The sequence below is a fragment of the Flavisericum labens genome (genome assembly GCF_045446075.1).
GTDB lineage: Bacteria > Bacteroidota > Bacteroidia > Flavobacteriales > Flavobacteriaceae > Flavisericum > Flavisericum labens.
Map to the genome: position 1 here is coordinate 502,263 of NZ_JBJJBQ010000001.1, position 19,946 is coordinate 522,208.

Here is a 19,946-nt window from a genome sequence, read left to right on the forward strand (position 1 = left end):
AAAAGTAGACGTTAATAATATTTAAACATAGGATTATGAAAACAAAAACAATTTTGGTAGTATGCGGACTAATACTTTCATTTTTTACGCATACAGGTTTTACGACAGTAACGGATTTCGATATTTCAAATAAAAATGTTCTAATCCAAGAAGGTTTGGTGGTTTATGCCGTTTACGACGGAAAGGAAGATTATGGTTATAATTTTGTCATCAAGGGAAAGGACGATATGGAGCATACGCTTACCTTCCAAAAGGTGAATGAGGATGTGCTAAAAACTTTCAATTTAAATGCTGATGATTTGGTGGGTACCAAATTTAAAATCACATTTAATAAAGAAATTAAAGTTACCAAAGATGCCGATGGCAACGACGATGAAGAAGAGGTGAATACCATTACCGGTTTAGAAAAAATTTAGATGATTTTTGTCATTCTGAACTTGTTTCAGAATCTCATCAAAATTTGAACAAATTTAGGCTTCCTTTTTGGAGGCCTTTTTTATGAAGATTTCCCAAATAAAAACGCCATATACAACAGTATATTCCAAGGCAATAAACCACAAGTTTTCGGATTTATCGGCGCTATTAATATGCACGTAGCCCAAATAACTAAGTATGATTACAAAACTCCAAACCAACGGAAATTTATAGTTGGTGAAAACCGATAGGGCCAAAAGCGTGGCCACGTACCACGGGTGTACCGTACTCGCTGTAAAATAATAAAAAGACAACGCCAATAGCATGGCAGTAATAAGTTGAACCGAGGTTTTGTTGTTTCTAAAAAAGGCTATGGCCAAAACAAAAAGAAAGACCACTAGGGCTGTATATTTTCCAATAATGGCAATTTCGTTATAGCCTCGAAACCCGTATCCAATGGCTCTTGCAACATAATATAAACTGGCGTTAAACTCAAATTTTTGAAACCAAAGTGCCACGGTTTGGGTATAGTTGACTATGAAATCCGAGGAATAAAACGGCGTAAAAAGTAGTACGGAGATTATCCCGATGATGCCATAGAATGAAATAAGGTTCTTTAATTTGATTACATTTGAAGCCTTATTAGTTCTGTCATTGCGTGGAGGAATCGACGTGGCAATCTTTTCAAAAGAAACATGTTTCTCCTTTTTGTTATCTTCATACTGCCCCGAAAGCTTTCGGGGTTGTTTCAGTATCTCATGCTTTGCTTCATTTCGTTTTACCAACCACTGATAAAACAGCGGCAAAAAAATAAGTGGAATCAATTTTGTTGAAATGGATAATGCTAAAACCACCGCTGCCAACTGCCATTTGCTTCTGTGTAACAAGTACAAGCTCCAAATCAAAAAGAAAATCATTACGCCTTCAAAATGAAGGTTCCCGGTAAGTTCGATAATGATAAACGGATTTAAAATATACCAAAAGATGTGGAATGTTGGAAGTTTCAGTTTTTCTAACAGTTTTTTTCCAAAATATAGCGTTCCGAAATCGGCTGCAATAATAATTAGGCGCAAAACAATAACCGAACCCACAATACTCTTACCAGTAAATAGCGCAGCAATAGCAAAACATAATTGGTTAATAGGCGGATAATTGGTGAAATGGCTGGCGTTTAGTTTGCCCATACCGTTATATAAATCTTGGGCTTGAGCTAAAGGAAATAGGCTGTTGCTAATAAATGATTCTGGAGTAAACAGATAGGGATTTAATCCTTCTAAAATCATACGCCCATCCCAGATAAAGCGATAAAAATCTTGTGAGAGGTTGGGAATAGCCAAAATAAAAATGGCTCTAAATCCAAAAGATAGATACGTAAGGTGTTTTATATTGTGTTTAAATAGCAGTACCAACCTATAAAATATGAAGAATAATGCTGAATAGAGCATTAAAAGCTTTATATAATCAGTACGGGTTAAATCATAACCGAATGCCCAATAAAACAGCATGCTCAATAATACCATTGCTAGCGGCAGTCTATAAAGTTTTAAATAGGGTGAGTTTAATGGCATGGTGTAAATATAAGGTTAATAGCTTGTTTTATAGAGTAGAAATTACTTATTTGGACTCATAAATTCCTTATTATACTGTCCGGGAAATTAGCGCGAATTATAGGGGTAATAATAAAAGCAAACATGATGAAATATGTATTATTAGCTGGAGTTACATTATTGAATATTTTTGGATTATTGGCGCAATCTGATTTCAGGAAAGGATATGTTATTCTTAATGAAAATGATACAGTCTTTGGGCTTCTTGATTATAAAGGAAATAAAAACAATTCAAAGAAATGTATCTACAAGCAAAATTTCAATTCTGAGAGACAAATCTTTACCCCATATGATATTATAGGCTATAGGTTTATTGACAGTAAATATTATGTTTCGAAACCTGTAAATATAGAAGGCGAGGTAAGGCGGTTGTTTTTAGAATATCTTATTAATGCAACGGTAGATGTATATTATTTTAGAGACCTGGATGGAGATCATTATTATGTTGAAGATGATTTAGGCAATTTTATTGAGTTAAAAAACAGTGAAAAGGAAGTTGTAATAAATGACAAAAAGTATGTTAAAGAGTCCAACGAATTTGTTGGAGTATTAAAGGTGGTTTTTAAAGAAAGTCCAACAGTCTCCAAAAAGGCTCAGAGCACTAGCCTCAATCATAAGTCATTGATAGATATAACAACTGATTATCATAATGAAATTTGCCCTAATGAAGAATGCATAGTTTATGAAAAAAAGCTTGATAGAATACCTAATAAATTTGGTGTAGTTCTTGGAGTAAATGGAATGTCAATCTCTGAATCTGCCAACATGCAAGAGGAATACTATTATTTAGAAAACAGTAATTTTGGGTTTAACATTTTCCCGTCTGTGGGTGTGTTCTATAAAATAAATATGTCTTTTGTGGATGAAAGATTGTTTTTGCATTACGAAGCCACCTATTCTAGGACGAAATTAACAACATCTAATACTTATATAGAACCTGTTTACAGGACTGAATATATAAATGATATTTCATGGGTTGAAAGCAGAGTGCAAAACCTTTGCGTTTTTAACTATGAATTTCCAAGAGGAAAATTTAGGCCAACCTTTCAATTCGGAGGATTTCTAAACTATTTTTTTGGTGATGAGTACAGCCGAAATTTAGAGGCTTCCTATTCTTGGGGAGAGGTTTTTGATACAGATCAAACAAATGATAATCCATTCTCAAAATGGGGTTATGGAATAAATTTGGGCCTTGGATTGAGGAGTACATATAAGAATGATAAAGAATTGTATTTAGATATGAGATATCAGGCTGAGTTTGGCCGACTAAAGGGCATTATGGCCAATGTAATCTCAATTAATTTAGGTTTTCAGATTTAAATTGTTTTAGGCGTGTTAGCGATTGCAGGGGATAGCTTTTGGCGAGGCGCACATCGATCCAAAACTAGAAGTGTAAAGCGCGACCCCTGTGGTAACGCCCAAATAAATAATTATACTTTTGAAGCTAAAGATTTAAAAAACACATAGCCAAAACCAATGAACAGCATAAGGTGAAAGGGGAACAACCCAAAGTCTCCACCTTGATTGCCAACAATAAAAGCGCTGTACATGCCAAAGCCAAAATAGAGCATGAGTAAACCTTCAAAAATGACGTGAACCGATACCGTTCGTTTCATGTATTTGTTGTTTTTCCAATTGTCTTTGTACTTGCTTATATTGAATTTTGGCGTACGAACAAATTCTGATTTTTTGCCCAAATGCCCTTCTAAAACGGCAATGGAGTTATGTAGCGAAAAGCCCATTGCTATAGAGAAGAATACGAAAAACATGCCAATGTACTTTATGAAGTTTTTAAAACCACTGCCATAGGTGTTTTTGTACATAAACCAATAGCAGATAAAGAAAATGATGGTGCTTAATACAAAAAAGCTCATTACATAAAAATAGGCGTGTAAGTGGGCGTATTCGTTTTTTATATAAAGCATAGGGATGCTTAAAACACCAACGATCAACACGTTTAAAAACATGGTGCTGTTTAAAAGATGTAACAGCCCGTGTACTTTAGTTTTTAATGAAATATTGTGGTTATTTACAACCCGACCAAGCATTTTTTTAAAGTTTTCGGCGCCACCTTTATTCCATCTAAATTGCTGCGACCTTGCTGCACTTATTACTATCGGAAGCTCTGCGGGAGTTTCAACGTTTTCCAAATATTTAAATTTCCAATTTTTAAGTTGGGCACGGTAGCTGAGGTCTAAATCTTCCGTAAGAGTGTCACCTTCCCAATTGCCAGCATCAATAATACATGTTTTTCGCCACAACCCTGCAGTTCCATTAAAGTTGATAAAATGCCCTTTACTATTTCTGCCAACCTGTTCTAAGGTGAAATGGGCATCTAATGCAAAGGCTTGCACTTTGGTGAGCAATGAGTAATTTCGGTTAATATGGCCCCAGCGCGTTTGCACAACACCAATTTCCTCATCCTTAAAATAAGGTACGGTTTGTTTTAGCCAATTGGGTTGAGGTAAAAAATCGGAGTCGAAAATAGCAATAAACTCTCCTTTGGCTATTTTTAGCCCTTCTTTTAACGCTCCGGCTTTAAAACCTTTGCGGTCGGTTCTAGTGATATGTTTTATATCTAGCCCGGTGGCCTTTAATTTTACAATATGTTGCTGGGTGCTAACTACGGTTTCATCTGTAGAGTCGTCAAGTACCTGAATTTCGAGCTTGCTTTTTGGATAATCAATTTTTGCTATATTTTCCAAAAGGCGATTCATAACGTACATTTCGTTATATACTGGAAGCTGAATGGTTACATAGGGTATCTCGTCTGCGTTAGAAAAATCGAATTTCTCACTTTTATCTTCAGTTTTGTGTGCAGATAAATAATTAAACAGCAAATTTAATTGCGCCAAGGCATACATAAATATGAGCAAAAGCGAAATGGAATATAAGATTATAATTACCGTTTCTAAGATCATTTTTTAAAAGTGTATTTGAAAATCCATCCCAAGATTTTGATGCCTGCAAATATAGCACCTTTTATTGTACCTGAAACTTTTGAAACGCCAATTCTATTTCTGTAGTTTACAGGTACTTCGGTATATGTTAATTTTTGTTTTAAAGCTTTAAGTTGCATTTCTACCGTCCATCCATAAGTTTTGTCTTCCATATTTAAGGTTAGCAGCTTTTGGTATTTTATGGCTCTAAAGGGGCCAAGGTCGGTAAATTTAGCGCTAAAAAATAATCGCATGAGGTTGGTTGCTAGCCAATTGCCAAAAATTTGGGGCGATGTCATGGATCCTTTTTCCCTTAGTTGTTTTGTGCGGGTACCTATTACCAAATCGACATTGTTTTCAATTATAGGGGCAGTTATTTTTGTAAGTTCTTCAGGGTAGTCGCTGTAATCACCGTCCATAAATACCACAATATCAGGTTTTTCGTTTTTTTGCTCAATGTATTCTAAGCCTTTCAAACATGCATAACCATAACCTTTGTTAGGCTCGGTTAAAACTGTGGCACCAGCTTTTTTTGCGTTATATTCTGTTTTATCCGTAGAATTATTACTTACTACAATAACTTCGTCCACCAGGTTGGGAATATCGTTTATAACGTGAGCAATCGAACTTTCTTCGTTGTAAGCAGGAATAATCACGTTTATTTTAACCATGGTGTGCTACTAGATTATAATCTATTTTTAAACGGTACAAAGTTAATTGATTCTTTTGGGTTTTCGTTGGAGTGTAAATACATGGATTTACTTGCTAATGGGTTTTTGTCGTTTTAGATTTATAAAACTATCTGAACAATTTATGGTTAATTCATTTTTACAAAATAGGCTAGTGTTTTAAATGAATATTGAATATGTTTCATTCGGCTAGAACTAGTGATAACGCTAATTGATAAAGCCATAAGTAAAACAAATTGACGGTTTGTAAGCTTTAGAATTTTTTTTGACTAATTTTGTGAAAATAAAAATATTTAAGGAACATATAAAAATAAATATTATGGCATTAGAGATTACAGATGCGACGTTTGAAGAAACGGTATTAAAAAGTGAGAAGCCAGTATTGGTAGATTTTTGGGCTGCTTGGTGTGGGCCATGTAGAATGGTTGGGCCAATTATAGAACAAATAAGCGATGAATATGATGGTAAGGCCGTTGTAGGTAAGGTAGATGTTGATGCCAATCAAGAATTTGCTGCTAAATACGGGGTTCGTAACATCCCTACAGTGTTGGTTTTTCAAAACGGTGAAGTTGTGGGTAGACAAGTTGGTGTAGCGCCTAAAAATGCTTATACAGACGCCATTGACTCACTTTTATAAAAGTAACATAACAACAGCATTTTTCTCTGGATTTCTATTGAAATCAAATCACAGAGTTATACATCTTTGATGTTTTAAAAAATTAATGCTTGCCAATGAAAAAGAAAGCAAAAAAGGTTTGCCAATATGGCGAACCTTTTTTTATTTTAGATGAAAATAAATAAAACATGAGTAAACCAGTAAAAGTTCAAGATAAAATAGATAGTAAGTTACTTGAAGAACGTAAAGTGTTTTTGTGGGGACAGGTAGACGATAAATCTGCCAAGCATGTTATCGATAGGTTACTCTATTTAGATGCTCTAGAAACCAAAGACATTCATTTGTATATAAATAGTCCAGGAGGCTATGTAACCTCAGGTTTTGCCATGTACGATTGTATAAAATCCTTGAAAAGTGAGGTGTCAACTATTTGTACTGGGTTGGCGGCATCAATGGGGTCTATTCTGCTTTCAGCCGGAACCAAAGGAAAGCGTTTTATACAACCACACGCGAAAGTGATGATACACCAGCCAAGTGGTGGTGCTCGTGGACAAGCTAGTGATATTGAAATTACGGCCCAGGAAATTTTGAAAACAAAAGAATTAAGTGCTAAAATCCTTGCTGATAATTGCGGGCAGGATTATGATAAAGTATTGAAAGACTTCAACCGAGACCATTGGATGGATGCAGAGGAATCGGTTGCATACGGTATTGTCGATAAATTGATTTAATTGGATTTACAACCTGAATTAAATAAAGCCGAAGGATTTAAAAACTTAGAACTACTGGCCAAGCAAGTGGTTGAAGGTTTTATCGCAGGTATGCATAAAAGTCCGTTTCATGGTTTTTCTGCCGAGTTTGCTGAACATAAAATTTACAATCAAGGTGAAAGTACACGTCATATAGATTGGAAGTTGTTTGCTAAAACAGATAAATTATATACCAAGCGTTATGATGACGAAACCAATTTGCGGTGTCATGTTATAATAGATAATAGTAGTTCGATGCATTATCCAAAGGTTAATTCAGTTTCCATCAATCGATTAAATAAAATAGGCTTTTCAGTTTTGGCTTCCGCTGCATTAATGCAAATTTTAAAAAAGCAGCGCGATGCCGTTGGTTTAAGTATATACAGTGATGATTACGATTATTACGCCCCAGAAAAAGGAAGTGAACGGCACCATCAAATGCTTTTAAACCATCTAAGTGAAGCTGTTGTTTCCAAACATTCGAACAAGCGAACAGAAACCTATAAATATTTGCACGAAATTGCCGAAAAAATCCACAGGCGTTCCATGATTGTTCTGTTTACGGATATGTTTCAAACTTCAGAGGAGGACGAAAAACTTTTTGAAGCACTTCGGCATTTAAAATACAATAAGCACGAAGTGGTTTTGTTTCACGTATTCGACAAATCAAAAGAACTTAATTTCGATTTTGATAATAAACCCAAGCGGTTTGTAGATGTTGAAACAGGTGAGTATATTAATTTGTACGCCGATTCGATAAAAGAGAATTACAGCAAGGCCGTGAAAGATTATTTTGTGGCTTTACAGCTAAAATGTGCGCAATACAAAATAAAGTATGTTGAGGCCGATATTAATAAGGGGTTTAATAACATCCTTACGACTTATTTGGTAGAACGAAAAAAGTTTGTTTAAAAGCATATTTTATGAAAATCAGTTGGTTAATATTTGTTTGAAATAATTTATCGTAATTGGTATTGATGTAAAAACAATATTGAATTCGTTCAATTGAAAAAAATATTCAAAAAACACAAAAAAAGATTTGAGATATAAAAAAAGGCGTGTATATTTGCAACCGCAATAAAGCAACGGTCTGGTAGTTCAGTTGGTTAGAATGTCGCCCTGTCACGGCGAAGGTCGCGGGTTCGAGTCCCGTCCAGACCGCTAAAAGGGTTATCAAAAACCTTCAAAACCTTGTAAATCATATGATTTACAAGGTTTTATATTTTTAGGGCAATCATAGAATTTGGTTCTATTTGATTCTAAAAGGTCACAAATCGTCAACATATCTTTTTATTACTAATTATGTTGACAGAATTACGTAACTTACTCATATTATTATAGTTGATTTGACTTTCGTCTCAATAATGTTTAACCATTAAAAGACGACAACTATGAGAACTTCTACAACATTTTCAGTACTGTTTTGGGTATACGGTAAACGAGTCATTAAAGACCAAGTAAATATCTACTTGCGTATTACCTTAAATGGTAAGCGCGTTAATATCAGCCTTAAAAAGAAAATTAATATTACTACCTGGGATGAAAAAATCCAGAGAGCAAATGGGACAGATAAGGATTCGCGTATTCTAAATCTTTATTTGAACGAGGTACAATCAAAAGTTTATCGGATTTACGAAGAATTTAAGAAGGAAGAAAAGCCATTTACTTCCCAAATGGTAAAAGCTAGATATCTAGGTGAAGACAGAAGGCGTTTTTCTTTTCAAAATCTTATTGACTATCATAATGAAAAGATGCAACATAAGTTGCATAAAGATACTATGGGTCAATACAAGACTAGTCAAAGGTATATGTTAGAGTATATTTTAAAGGAATATAAAATTACTGACATTCTTCTCTCTGAACTAGATTATAGTTTTATAATAAGTTTTGAAAATTTTCTACGCTCATACACTCCAAACAGTGGCCAATCTAAAATTGGAAATAATACGGCTATGAAGCATATTAAACGTTTACGTAGGATGATTACTCTTGCCTATCAGATGGAATGGATTGATAGAGACCCATTTGTTAATTATAAAATAAAAATTGAAAAGAAAGAACGAGAATTTCTTACTGACGATGAATTACAAAATATTGAGAATTTATCCTCTAAGATTGAGCGTCTGATTGTTGTTAAAGATTTATTTATTTTTAGCTGTTATACAGGTATTTCTTATAGTGATATCATACGATTGACAACCGTGAATATAGTAAAGGGAATAGATGGTCTTTCATGGATATCGGCGAAGAGGATAAAGACTGGAACACCTTTTAAAATACCTTTACTTCCTAAGGCTAGTAACTTAATCGATAAGTACAAAAACGATTTTAGAACTTTTGATAATGATAATCTTCTACCTAAATTGTCCAATCAAAAGTTGAATAGCTATCTAAAGGAAATAGCAGACCTTTGCGGCATCAAGAAGAACCTTACTTTTCATATGGCGCGTCACACCTTTGCCACAACCGTAACTTTAACTAACGGTGTGCCAATCGAAACGGTTTCAAAACTTTTGGGTCATACAAAGTTGGCAACAACACAAATCTACGCTAGAGTAGTGGAAAAGAAGGTGAGTCAGGACATGGAAAAACTAAAATTGATATTGGAGTGAATTTAAAAATTGGTTTTTTTGGGTTGAGTGGATTTTTCGAAATAGAGGAAAGTATTTATTAGTGTTACAATATTTGAAATGCAGGTGTGGTGGAATTGGTAGACACGCCAGACTTAGGATTTAACCTAAGAAAAAGTGTTAAAATATTTAAAATGCGGATGTGGTGGAACTGGTAGACACGTCAGACTTAGGATCTGATGCCGCGAGGTGTGCAGGTTCGATTCCTGTCATCCGCACAAAAGCCGAAGAGAAATCTTCGGCTTTTTCATTTTAAAAAAATGGATTTTCTTTACGATTTTTGACTTCGGGTACAACATAGGTACAACATTTAGTTGTTTTCTTCAAGAAATACAATTTGATGAAAATTGATAGCAGATGTATTTGTATTTTATTTTGAGCGATGTTTTAACCCGGAATCCGCTCTATTTTCAGTTTGTGTTTCCTAAAAAGTGCCAAATCAAATTTTAATTGTTGCAGGCCATACCCTTTCAAATTATAGATTTTCTTTCTGCAACATTTTTTGTATTTAGGACCGCCACATAAAGGGCATACTTCATTCGGTCGATATTTGATACCATTAATGGCCGTTTCCAATAGGACAACAATATTTCCAAAATCAGATAGTCCAAATTCTTCTTGATAAAATTGTACGATACCTTCAAAGTGATGTTTGTATTCCCCATTTGCATAATCCCCTGTGGATACTTTATAATGGTAATTGGCAAAAAAAGGATATATAACTTCTCTGTAAAACTCTTTAAAGACTATTCCTCGCCTCTTTCTTTTCATTAGCTTATGCGGAATGTCCAAACAACATTCCCCTTCCTGGGAAATATGAAAGTCCCAATCTCTATTGATAATTTTAGTTTTCTCGATTACTATGGGGACGGTATATGGGTATTCAGCTTCGTTTATAAGAATTAAGATTTTAAAGTGACCCCAGAGCTTATCACTTCTGTCTAAGACACTTATTTTGCCTTCGAGAGCTAAATATCCGGTTTTAGAGCTTTCAACTATCTCAAAGGCAAAATATTTACCCAGAAAATTTTTAATGTCAGTACTGAGGCCTTTTTCACCCATATTTGAAGTAAGGTTTACTTTTAGAAGCGATTGGATACAAATCACGGCTATTCCTGTTGGCATCGGGAAAGGTATTAATTGTCAATACCAAGATACCCATATCATTTTGAACAGCTAGGTTGTTATCTACCAAATAGCGTTCCCAATCAAAGTTGTATTGGTAATATTTTCTTCCATCTTCATAATCGTGAATTTCCTTGCTTCGCTGTTCAAAATACTTGTCCTTTCTAAGTTGTGTTGTCACATTGTGACCTACAACTATGCCGCTGTTTTTTGCGTTACTTTGCATTTTAGGTGCAAGACTCGTATGAAGACTACACGTCGTAACTTCGCCCGATTCACCAATGCCCGAATAGAACCAATCCACCTGTTTGGAATGACCCAAATCCAATCCTGCCCTTGTATGGATGTCTTGAATACCATTATCTTCAAAAAATTCTTTTAGGTCTTTTTTCACGAAATAGGATATCATTGAAAAGGACTTTAGGGCATCTTCGACGGCTTTCAGCTTTTCTATGTTTTTTCCACCGAAATAGACCATCAAACCATCACCCTGTATGCGATGCACGTAGCCACCACATAGGTTGACTGCAAACATAGAAGCTCGAATGATGCTTTCAGTAATCAACCTTACCGTTGCTTTTGTGAAATTATTAAAGAGCTTTGTGCTCTTCTTTACATCGATGAAGCCTGAAATTATCCAATGTTCTTCAACTAAGTCTGTACCCTTTAAGTGTGCAAAGTCTGGATGACTTCCCAAGGGCTGATAATCGAAAGTCTCTGGCACACCCATACCTTTCGCAAATAATTTCATTTCACGAGATAGCTCTCGACCAGGAAGTTCGTTTCTCAACGATTTAAGGTATTCACGATTGCTTTCCAACAGAGGTTCACTTAATCCGTAGATTTTGTTAGATTTTGTAGGGTCGTTCTCGACCGCTTTTTTAATTACGTTTTTGTAGTCTTCAAATAAGTTCATTTTATGAGGTTATTTTAATTAATATGTAGGTTAAGGGTGCCAGTAGCAAAAATTGTATGATTAATAGGCCACAAGCACACTTTAGTTTTTTGAATTTTGATTTCAAGCCTTGTGATAGGACAAAAACTTGATTTCTCAAATCCTTTACATTCTCTTTTTTATCTTGCTTTTTTGAAAGCTCAAAAAATTCTTTTTTGTCTTTCTGCGCGATACTGGCGAAATAGTATAGCGATTCCACATCTGACTTAGGCGAGAAATAAGGCATACTTGCCAATGCCAGCAGTAAGAGACTGCCAACGCCAAATAAAATAATTGCTGCTAAAAATATTAAGAGCCATATTTCTTTATCAAGAAGTTCCTGAATTTGGGTTAACAGCGTAATTGCCCCACCTGTGATAAAGGTGTTTATGGCAATATATACTGCTGTTTTGTTGTTGACGCTATCGTAATAATGGTCTAGGCGACTCACGGTGTATTCTAATCTTTCTTTTTCCATAGAGAGTTAAATTATTAACTAGGCTGAATCCTAAGAACCAGCCTAGTTGATTACTTGATAGCCTTTGCAATGGCTGAAACAGCCGCAACAAAAGTTACTACAGTAAGAATTGTGGAAATAACTTTAGCGTTATTTCCTTTTAAATGTAAACAGGTGTCTTTTTCACAAAGACTCAACCTGTCATTTTGAAATGAATAATTCATAGTCAAAATTTAAATTAGCCCAAGTTCACAGCATTTGGGTTTCGCTGAAGCGTCAATTACTTTTATCGGTAACACCTTTAAATTTTCCGCCGCTGGTTTTTACGTCCATAAATCTTCCTGAGTCGGAATCTCTTTTAACGTAAAGCCCAGTTTTGGGGTTAAGTACTTGGGAACGGTTTTTAACTGCCCCTTTTCTAGCATTGTCACCATATGGTTTGTTCTTTGCCATAACAGATTGATTATAAATAATTAAACAAATATTCCTTGCCACCATTATGGTAGCGGATTATTACTCTAATTGAAAAGGGAAGATTATGTGTGAAGGACTTGTAAATACCGAAATAAACGGTATATTTGTGTCGTCAAAAACAAAGTCTTTACAGATAATATTCCAATCTTATCTTAAAGTAAATTATAGAGCTGATATCTTAGATGTCAGCTTTTTTTATAGTGCTTTTATAAATTCCATATACTTTTTTTCTTTAACAATAGTGCTCAATATTTCATCGACCGATAAGGCATTGACCCCATTAGTTGAGGCGTATTCTTTTATCACATCGTTTCTTTCAACAAGACATCCATTTATGGTTTTGCAATAATAAATAGCCGCAAAATCCATAATGTGCAACCCGTTGTACTTTATACTTTCCTTACAGGAAAACTTAAAAAAATCGCCTTCCAGCGAGTATGTCTTTATTTTACCTTCTTCAACCAAGCGTTTTAAACGATTTTGCTCTACATAGTCGTAACAAGGCGACTCAAGTGCCATTTCAGTTACATAAAAAGAGTCTGTTGAATTGTCCAATATCCTTAGACTATCCAACAGAAGCAATAATTCTATGTCGCTGAATACATACATCTAGTTTCTCATAAAGTTTTTACCACCAAACCTCGCTTTAATATCTTTTATTGTCATATTTGACAGTTCTGCCGCCCTTGTATGGGAAAGTAAAGATTTACCTTCCTTATTATCCATATTCAATCCTTTTGCCAACAAGCTGTAAAATCGTTTTGGTTTTTCTACACCGTGATACTCGCCAAAAGAGGTTTCATTTTCTCGCCATTGGTCATAGTTCTCTTTCCACGAGTGATAAGTGTCCCAATTGATAATACCGAGGGTTAAAGCACGCATAATAATAGCCCAAATGGATATGCCATAGGCAGATTTAATGCTCTTTAGCTCTTCTAGTGTGATGCCGTTTCTTTGGTTATTAAAGTGGTCGAAGAGGACATCTTCAAAAAGTAACATTGCACCTGCAAAGTGATTGCAAAAACGTTCAATCTTATTGTGGTCGTCAATGTCAAAGTCAAGTATTAGATGGGCCAACTCGTGCAAAGTTGTAAAGCGCCTTCGTGCAACGTCTGGATTTACAGCGTTGAGTACGATAATTGGTACTTCGCCAGCCCAACCAGAAAAAGCAACAAAGCTATTTGGCTTTTCTACCTCAAATATTTTGATGCCCTTGTTTTCCAATAGGTGGATAACATCATATATAGGGTTTTTTCCAAGTTTCCATTTCTTGCGAATAACCTTGACCGCATCTTCAATATCATCACCATTGGTTATCACCATATCTTCAACTGGATTTTTGAACTTGATTTTATCGTCCATTATATTTTCAAGCTCGATGATGTTGAAGAAATCATTTGAAATGGTTTCTATAATTTCATTTTCAAAAATTTTGTGTGAGTCTTGTTTTTCCCTATACTCAATATTGGTCATTGAGAATGCAGACTTGTCGGTCGGATTGTATTCCAAGTTTGTACTTTCGGTATTTATGATATCGAATGGTTTCAACTTTAAGACTTTAGAAAAGCGTATTAAATGATTGGTTTTCATTTCTCGTTTTCCTTCTTCAAATTTTTGGACATATGAAACTGAAAACCCTGTGTAATCAGCAAATTCCTGCTGGGATAGCCCTGCATCTTGCCTTAACTGTTTTATTCTCTTTCCGAGTTCCATTTTTAAACGTGTTAGTTCAACATTTTTACAAAGATACGATAATTTATCAAACACACAAAAATATTAAATTTTAATAAATTGTGTGTATTTGTGGAAAATTCCCCTGATTTAAGCCTGTAATTGTCCCAAAAAAAGCATATATTTGGGACAAATTAAAAATATTGAAGTCTATAAAAGAAAAAATAAGGGACGAAATTCAACTTGGGAAAACGGGTAAGATAGTAATGCCATCAGATTTTGAACTAAAGTATGGTGTAGAAAACACAAAGAAATCTTTATTGCGACTTACCAATGAGGGCTTTTTGGAACGTTTGGCACGTGGAATTTACTTATATCCCGAAAGAGACGAATTATTAGGGGTGCTATATCCAGACATAGAAACTGTCGCAGAGGAAATAGCACTTCGCGATAATGCCCGCATAATTCCAACCGGAATACAGGCTTTGAACTTGCTCGGACTTTCAACACAAGTCCCGTTGAATGCGGTTTTTTTAACCGACGGTTCACCACGAACGATTAAGATTGGTAAGCGAAACATAAAATTCAAAAAAGCCAGTCCAAAAAATTTAGCTGCCAAAGGTAGGTTGAGCGGTCTTGCAATACAGGCACTAAAAGAGATTGGAAAAGAAAAGGTAACCAAAGAAGAAATTAGCAAAATTAAAGAACAACTAAAAAAAGAAGATCCTGAAAACATATACCAAGATATGAAGCTGGCACCTTCTTGGATAGCCGATATTTTTGGGGATTTATTAATGTACTATTATGAGTGAGTTTTTAAGCCTGACCAACGAACAGAAAACAAGAATATTTACCCAAGCTGGTGTAAAAGCCAACCTTCCTGCATTTGCAGTAGAAAAAGACTGGTGGGTCACAGAAATGCTTCGCATTGTTTTTGCGTTGCCTTACGCAGAAGCATTCGTATTTAAAGGTGGTACTTCTTTAAGTAAAGGCTATGATTTGATAAATCGCTTTTCCGAAGATATTGACTTGGCCATTGACCGTGCTTATTTTGATATGGAAGGGGAATTATCTCGTTCACAGATAAAAAGACTTCGTAAGAAAAGTGCCAAGTTTATAAGTACAGAGTTAATTGACAATATAAAACAAGCAATTAAGAATAGTAAGCTGCCAATTTCTTCGATAGGCGTTGAGCCCTTTGAAGATTCCGATACCGACCCACTAAGGATATACGTTACTTATGACCCATTAACAAAACAGGATGAATATGTAGAACCAAGAGTGCTTTTGGAAATTAGTTGTAGGTCGCTTCGAGAGCCTTATGAGGATGTTCCTATACGTTCCATAGTTGATAGAGAGTTTGGGTCAGCGGATTTTGCCAATCCAACTTTTGATGTGAGAACGGTAGAACCACAGCGCACATTCTTAGAGAAAATTTTTCTATTACACGAAGAATGGCAAAAGGAAAATATAAGGGTTGATAGGCTAAGCCGACACTTATACGATTTAGAGAAGTTGATGGACAGCGACCACGCAGAGAAAGCCTTAAAAGATGGTAAACTATTTTATCATATAGCAGAACATCGCAGTACCTTTTCGCCACTAAGAGGAATTGATTATTCCAATCATATACCAAGTTCGATTAACATAGTGCCGCCAGATTCAGTTATAGAAGATTATGCCAATGACTATAATGTTATGAAAGAAAGTATGTTTACAGGGGAATCCCTCTCTTGGGATGCTATTCTGAAACGTCTAACTACACTACAAGAAAGAATTAGGGCATTGGTGTGGTAGTTTTTTATCATACAATATACACGCAAGGTAAACTCGTAAAATACTTCCATCAAAAGACTACGGCATAAAGCCACCGCTTCTTCCACTACTCATTTATTCCGTTTCCTTTTGAGCCAAGATTTTATCTTCCGTTTGGTTTCTGCTCAAATATTGTTTAATCAAAAATTTGAGTATTATGACAACAAAAGCGAGTACCACAAAGAAGCGCAGTAGAGCAAAATCTACTGCCAAGAAAGAAGTAAATGGAAAGAATTCATCCGTACTTCAAATTCAGAGCTTACCATTGGGTAAAATCAAGCCTGACCTTGAACAACCGAGAAAGACGTTCAACCAAGATGCATTGAAGCAGCTTTCTGAGAGTATCGAAAAGCACGGTGTGTTGCAACCAATCACGGTAAGGCAACTAAATGACCAATACATCATCGTGATGGGCGAACGTAGGTATCGCGCAAGCAAGCTGGCAGGAAAGAAAACTGTACCCTGTATTGTTAGAACTTATGAGAACAATGATGTACTTGAAGTTCAGATTATCGAAAACCTACAAAGACAGGATGTCGAACCAACAGAAGAAGCTGAAGCGATTGCTTACCTAAGTGAGAAATATGCACCTACCGAAATTGCGAAGCGATTGGGCAGAACGGATAACTTCATCAGACAGCGACTAAAACTGGCTGGATTGATTGACGGTTTCAAGCAATTTGTGCGCAATGGCGAAATGACCATATCGTTGGGTGTCGGTGTAGCACTCTTCGAGCCAGAAGAACAGCAGATGATGTTGGAAACGATGGGCGAGGATTTTACTGCACATCAGATAAACAGGATGATTAAAGACCAGACTTACGATTTGGAAAAAGCATCCTTTGATGTAGCCGATAAAGAATTGGTCCCGAAAGCAGGGTCTTGTGTTGAATGTCCGTTCAATGCAGCAAATCAAGGCAATCTGTTCGGCGAAGGTAAAATGGTCTGTACGAAATCAGCCTGCTTTGAGACGAAGAAAAGCAAATCGTTCTTGAACTTGATTGAAAAGTCCAAAAAAGAGAATATCCTTTTAATCCCTGAAATACGACAGTATTGGGCAGATGACGAGAACAATCAGCTCATTATATCACAATTGAAAAAGAACGGATTGAAAGTCTATCTGCTGGATGATATTGAAATTATAGAGCATCCTATTGAGCCAACAATCGAGGGTATTCAGAAAGAGTATCAGCCTTATGATTACTCTGAGGATGAATTAAAGGCAGAATTGGATGAAGCAATACAGGATTACAAAGATGCATTGGAAAAATTCAATTCAGCAAAAGAAGATGGATTTAAAAACGGTATTGTGTTCCATCCCGATTCATTCCAGCACAAAGAAATTTTTGTAAAGATTGTTGAAAAATCAAAGAACGATTCTACGGAATATTCGGCACCATTGGCCAATAGAAAAATGGCAGACTGTACGCCTGAAGAACAAATCGTAAAAATCAACGAAAGGGAAATCCGGAAGAAGCAAATAGAGAACAACAAGCAATTTGAGAAAGTTGTGCAGACTATTCGTGAGACGAAATACATTGATACGAAGAAGTCACTTTCAACAGATGAAATGGTGGCATTCTCGATATCGTTATTTGAGAACAATGTGGACTATATGAGCCAGCAAAAGTATTTTTCAAAGTTCTTGGGCGACACTTCAAAGATGACCAAAGCTGAAATGGTCGAGAATTTCAAGAAGAAGTTCAAAAAAGAAATCTTCCATAAGTTGATACGCTATATGCTTACAAAGCAAGTGCATTTTGGCGAAAGCAATCACGTAAATAATCTGACGAACATTTCATTTTACAACGCAATGCAAGGATATTACAAATCCAAGATTGCCGGCATTGAAAACGAATATGCCGAAAAGAGAGGCAAACGTGAGGAACGTTTGAAAGAGCGTATCACAGTTCTTGAAAAGCAAATTCAGGAACTCAACGATTAGCTTTTGTTGTTTGAAGAAAGGTCGGCATTCGTGCTGGCCCTTTTTCTTTTTTATGATAGTTTTTAAAAGATGTATTTACAAGGAAGGGGTTATCAATCAATAGTTAGCGCAAAGGTAAACTCGTAAAATACACCCATCAAAAGACTACGGCATAAAGCCAACGCAACATCCTACGCTTATTTATTCCGTTTCCTTTTGAGCTGTGATTTTAGCTTCCGTTTGGGTACTGCTCAAATATTGTTTAATCAAAAAATATCATTATGAAACGAACATCCGAAAATCCTAAAATTTCGCTACAAGAAGCTGAAAGCATTATAAACAAAGTAGTGAAAATTACTGCATTGATAGTACCAAATTTATTATGTAGTCCATTCTATTAGTCATTGAACCATGAATTTGTGATTTGATTTATGATGTTGTTGTCACTTTTATAGCTATACTCGTTTTTTTTTGCATCATAATAATACTCTTTTCCCCAAGTATCGTAATTATTAGCTACATCCATTATCGCATCACAAATAAATTCAATTTCTGAATTTGTCATGGTTGGATGTATTGACATACGAATCCACCCTGGACGATCTATTAAACACCCTTCTAATATTTTTTGTTCAATAGCTTTAGATGTTAGTTGATTTACATGCAATAGATAGTGTCCATAAGTTCCAGCACACGAACAACCTCCTCTGGTTTGAATTCCAAAACGGTCATTCAAAAGTTTAACTATTAAATTGTAATGGACCTCTTCAATATAAAATGAAAACACTCCTAATCGGTCTGTATGATTTGGAGCAAGTATTTTTAAATTTTCAATTTGAGATAAGCGATTGAATATAATTGCATTGAGTTCGCGTTCTCTTTCTAAAATATTTTGAACGCCCATTTCCTCTTTAAGTTTTATAGAAAGAGCAATTCTTATGGCCTGCAAAAAACCTGGTGTACCACCGTCTTCACGGGTTTCAATATCATCAATATAATCGTGGTCTCCCCAAGGATTTGTATAACTAACGGTTCCTCCTCCTGGATTATCTGGCACTATATTTTTATATAATTTTTTATTGAAAATTAAAACTCCAGATGTACCGGGGCCACCTAAAAACTTATGTGGTGAAAAGGTTATGGCATCTAAATATGAGTATTCATCAGCTGGATGCATGTCTATACTTACATAAGGTGCAGAACATGCAAAGTCAACAAAACACAGACCATTGTTTTGATGCATTATTTTGGACACTTCGTGATAATTAGTCCTAATGCCTGTTACGTTTGAACAACCTGTAATAGCAGCTATTTTTATGGGAGTCTGGCTATACTCTAGCAATAAAGATTTTAAGCTGTCTAAACATGGCAATCCTTCATTATTTGAAGGAATAACTACCACTTTTGCAATGGTTTCTAACCATGATGTTTGGTTAGAATGATGTTCCATATGGGATACAAAAATAATAGGTCTTTTTTCGTCAGGAACATTAGTATGGTCTTTTAGGTTTTCATTAAGTTTGATGCCTAAAATACGCTGAAATTTATTAATGGCTCCTGTCATTCCCGTACCAACAGTGATTAACACATCATCTTTTGATGCATTTACGTGGTTTTTAATAATCGTTCTAGCATCATGGTAAGCATGAGTCATCACACTTCCTGTAATAGAAGCTTCTGTATGCGTATTAGCTACAAAAGGTCCTATTTTGTTTAATATTTTTTCTTCAATAGGTCTGTATAAACGTCCGCTTGCTGTCCAATCGGCATAAATGATTTTTTTATTCCCGTAAGGAGACTCAAACTCTTGATTAATGCCTACTATATTTTCTCTAAATTTAGAAAAATAAGATTCTAGTTTTGTTTTGTTCTTTATATGATTAGCCATTGTCTTAATCGTTT

General features: G+C 35.4%; 19 protein-coding genes and 2 tRNA genes. 11 read left to right on the plus strand and 10 right to left on the minus strand.

Annotated elements, in window-relative coordinates:
• The first annotated feature begins 35 nt into the window (after positions 1-35).
• Positions 36-416: a hypothetical protein gene (locus ACIEHO_RS02240; RefSeq protein WP_406968204.1), complete on the plus strand. Its 381-nt coding sequence runs from the start codon at positions 36-38 to the stop codon at positions 414-416.
• Positions 417-470: 54 nt separating this feature from the next.
• On the opposite strand, the gene ACIEHO_RS02245 is transcribed toward ACIEHO_RS02240, so the two are convergent.
• The gene (locus ACIEHO_RS02245) at positions 471-1,982 is read right to left on the minus strand and encodes a mannosyltransferase (protein WP_406968206.1); all 1,512 of its coding nucleotides are present in this window, start codon (positions 1,980-1,982) and stop codon (positions 471-473) included.
• Positions 1,983-2,105: 123 nt separating this feature from the next.
• Between ACIEHO_RS02245 and ACIEHO_RS02250 the strand changes: the two genes are divergently transcribed.
• The gene (locus ACIEHO_RS02250) at positions 2,106-3,341 is read left to right on the plus strand and encodes a hypothetical protein (protein WP_406968208.1); all 1,236 of its coding nucleotides are present in this window, start codon (positions 2,106-2,108) and stop codon (positions 3,339-3,341) included.
• 110 nt (positions 3,342-3,451) lie between these two features.
• On the opposite strand, the gene ACIEHO_RS02255 is transcribed toward ACIEHO_RS02250, so the two are convergent.
• Together ACIEHO_RS02255 and ACIEHO_RS02260 are read right to left on the minus strand one after the other, a co-directional pair.
• The gene (locus ACIEHO_RS02255) at positions 3,452-4,942 is read right to left on the minus strand and encodes a cellulose synthase family protein (RefSeq protein ID WP_406968210.1); all 1,491 of its coding nucleotides are present in this window, start codon (positions 4,940-4,942) and stop codon (positions 3,452-3,454) included.
• On the minus strand, positions 4,939-5,631 hold the full coding sequence (locus ACIEHO_RS02260; RefSeq protein WP_406968212.1) for a glycosyltransferase family 2 protein: 693 nt from the start codon (positions 5,629-5,631) through the stop codon (positions 4,939-4,941). Before ACIEHO_RS02260 ends, ACIEHO_RS02255 begins: the two co-directional genes overlap by 4 nt.
• Before the next feature lie 328 nt (positions 5,632-5,959).
• Between ACIEHO_RS02260 and trxA the strand changes: the two genes are divergently transcribed.
• The 6 genes from trxA to ACIEHO_RS02290 all read left to right on the plus strand — a co-directional run bounded on the left by trxA (position 5,960) and on the right by ACIEHO_RS02290 (position 9,862).
• Positions 5,960-6,286 (plus strand): thioredoxin, encoded by a 327-nt coding sequence (gene trxA / locus ACIEHO_RS02265; RefSeq protein ID WP_406968698.1) that lies wholly within the window; start codon positions 5,960-5,962, stop codon positions 6,284-6,286.
• Between the two features lie 167 nt (positions 6,287-6,453).
• Positions 6,454-6,996 (plus strand): ClpP family protease, encoded by a 543-nt coding sequence (locus ACIEHO_RS02270; protein WP_406968214.1) that lies wholly within the window; start codon positions 6,454-6,456, stop codon positions 6,994-6,996.
• Positions 6,997-7,926 carry a DUF58 domain-containing protein gene (locus tag ACIEHO_RS02275; RefSeq protein WP_406968216.1) on the plus strand — a complete coding sequence of 310 codons (930 nt, stop codon included), beginning with the start codon at positions 6,997-6,999 and terminating at the stop codon, positions 7,924-7,926.
• Positions 7,927-8,101: 175 nt separating this feature from the next.
• Positions 8,102-8,175, plus strand: a tRNA-Asp gene (locus ACIEHO_RS02280).
• Positions 8,176-8,405: 230 nt separating this feature from the next.
• Positions 8,406-9,626 (plus strand): site-specific integrase, encoded by a 1,221-nt coding sequence (locus tag ACIEHO_RS02285; RefSeq protein WP_406968218.1) that lies wholly within the window; start codon positions 8,406-8,408, stop codon positions 9,624-9,626.
• A 154-nt stretch (positions 9,627-9,780) separates the two neighbouring features.
• Positions 9,781-9,862 (plus strand) — tRNA-Leu (locus ACIEHO_RS02290).
• Between the two features lie 169 nt (positions 9,863-10,031).
• On the opposite strand, the gene ACIEHO_RS02295 is transcribed toward ACIEHO_RS02290, so the two are convergent.
• From ACIEHO_RS02295 to ACIEHO_RS02320, 6 genes are all read right to left on the minus strand, one after another.
• Positions 10,032-10,706, minus strand: coding sequence for a hypothetical protein (locus tag ACIEHO_RS02295; protein ID WP_406968220.1), 675 nt, complete (start codon positions 10,704-10,706; stop codon positions 10,032-10,034).
• Complete coding sequence (locus tag ACIEHO_RS02300; protein WP_406968222.1) at positions 10,699-11,685, minus strand: hypothetical protein; 987 nt, start codon at positions 11,683-11,685, stop codon at positions 10,699-10,701. Before ACIEHO_RS02300 ends, ACIEHO_RS02295 begins: the two co-directional genes overlap by 8 nt.
• Before the next feature lies 1 nt (position 11,686).
• Complete coding sequence (locus ACIEHO_RS02305; protein WP_406968224.1) at positions 11,687-12,181, minus strand: Pycsar system effector family protein; 495 nt, start codon at positions 12,179-12,181, stop codon at positions 11,687-11,689.
• A 255-nt stretch (positions 12,182-12,436) separates the two neighbouring features.
• Positions 12,437-12,613 (minus strand): hypothetical protein, encoded by a 177-nt coding sequence (locus tag ACIEHO_RS02310; protein WP_406968226.1) that lies wholly within the window; start codon positions 12,611-12,613, stop codon positions 12,437-12,439.
• A gap of 216 nt (positions 12,614-12,829) precedes the next feature.
• Positions 12,830-13,243, minus strand: coding sequence for a hypothetical protein (locus ACIEHO_RS02315; protein ID WP_406968228.1), 414 nt, complete (start codon positions 13,241-13,243; stop codon positions 12,830-12,832).
• Positions 13,244-14,347, minus strand: a complete 1,104-nt coding sequence (locus tag ACIEHO_RS02320) for a helix-turn-helix domain-containing protein (RefSeq protein ID WP_406968230.1) — start codon at positions 14,345-14,347, stop codon at positions 13,244-13,246.
• 161 nt (positions 14,348-14,508) lie between these two features.
• Here ACIEHO_RS02320 and ACIEHO_RS02325 point away from each other — a divergent pair, with 161 nt between their 5' ends.
• The 3 genes from ACIEHO_RS02325 (at position 14,509) to ACIEHO_RS02335 (ending at position 18,065) form a co-directional block, all read left to right on the plus strand.
• The gene (locus ACIEHO_RS02325; protein ID WP_406968232.1) at positions 14,509-15,117 is read left to right on the plus strand and encodes a DUF6088 family protein; all 609 of its coding nucleotides are present in this window, start codon (positions 14,509-14,511) and stop codon (positions 15,115-15,117) included.
• Positions 15,118-15,223: 106 nt separating this feature from the next.
• Entirely contained in the window at positions 15,224-16,102 is an 879-nt protein-coding gene (locus ACIEHO_RS02330; protein ID WP_406968234.1) for a nucleotidyl transferase AbiEii/AbiGii toxin family protein, read from the plus strand.
• Between the two features lie 175 nt (positions 16,103-16,277).
• A complete protein-coding gene (locus ACIEHO_RS02335) occupies positions 16,278-18,065 on the plus strand; it encodes a ParB/RepB/Spo0J family partition protein (protein ID WP_406968236.1) in 1,788 nt (595 codons plus the stop codon).
• Positions 18,066-18,441: 376 nt separating this feature from the next.
• Here ACIEHO_RS02335 and ACIEHO_RS02340 read toward each other — a convergent pair whose 3' ends face one another.
• Entirely contained in the window at positions 18,442-19,932 is a 1,491-nt protein-coding gene (locus tag ACIEHO_RS02340; RefSeq protein WP_406968238.1) for an aminotransferase class V-fold PLP-dependent enzyme, read from the minus strand.
• Positions 19,933-19,946: the final 14 nt, after the last annotated feature.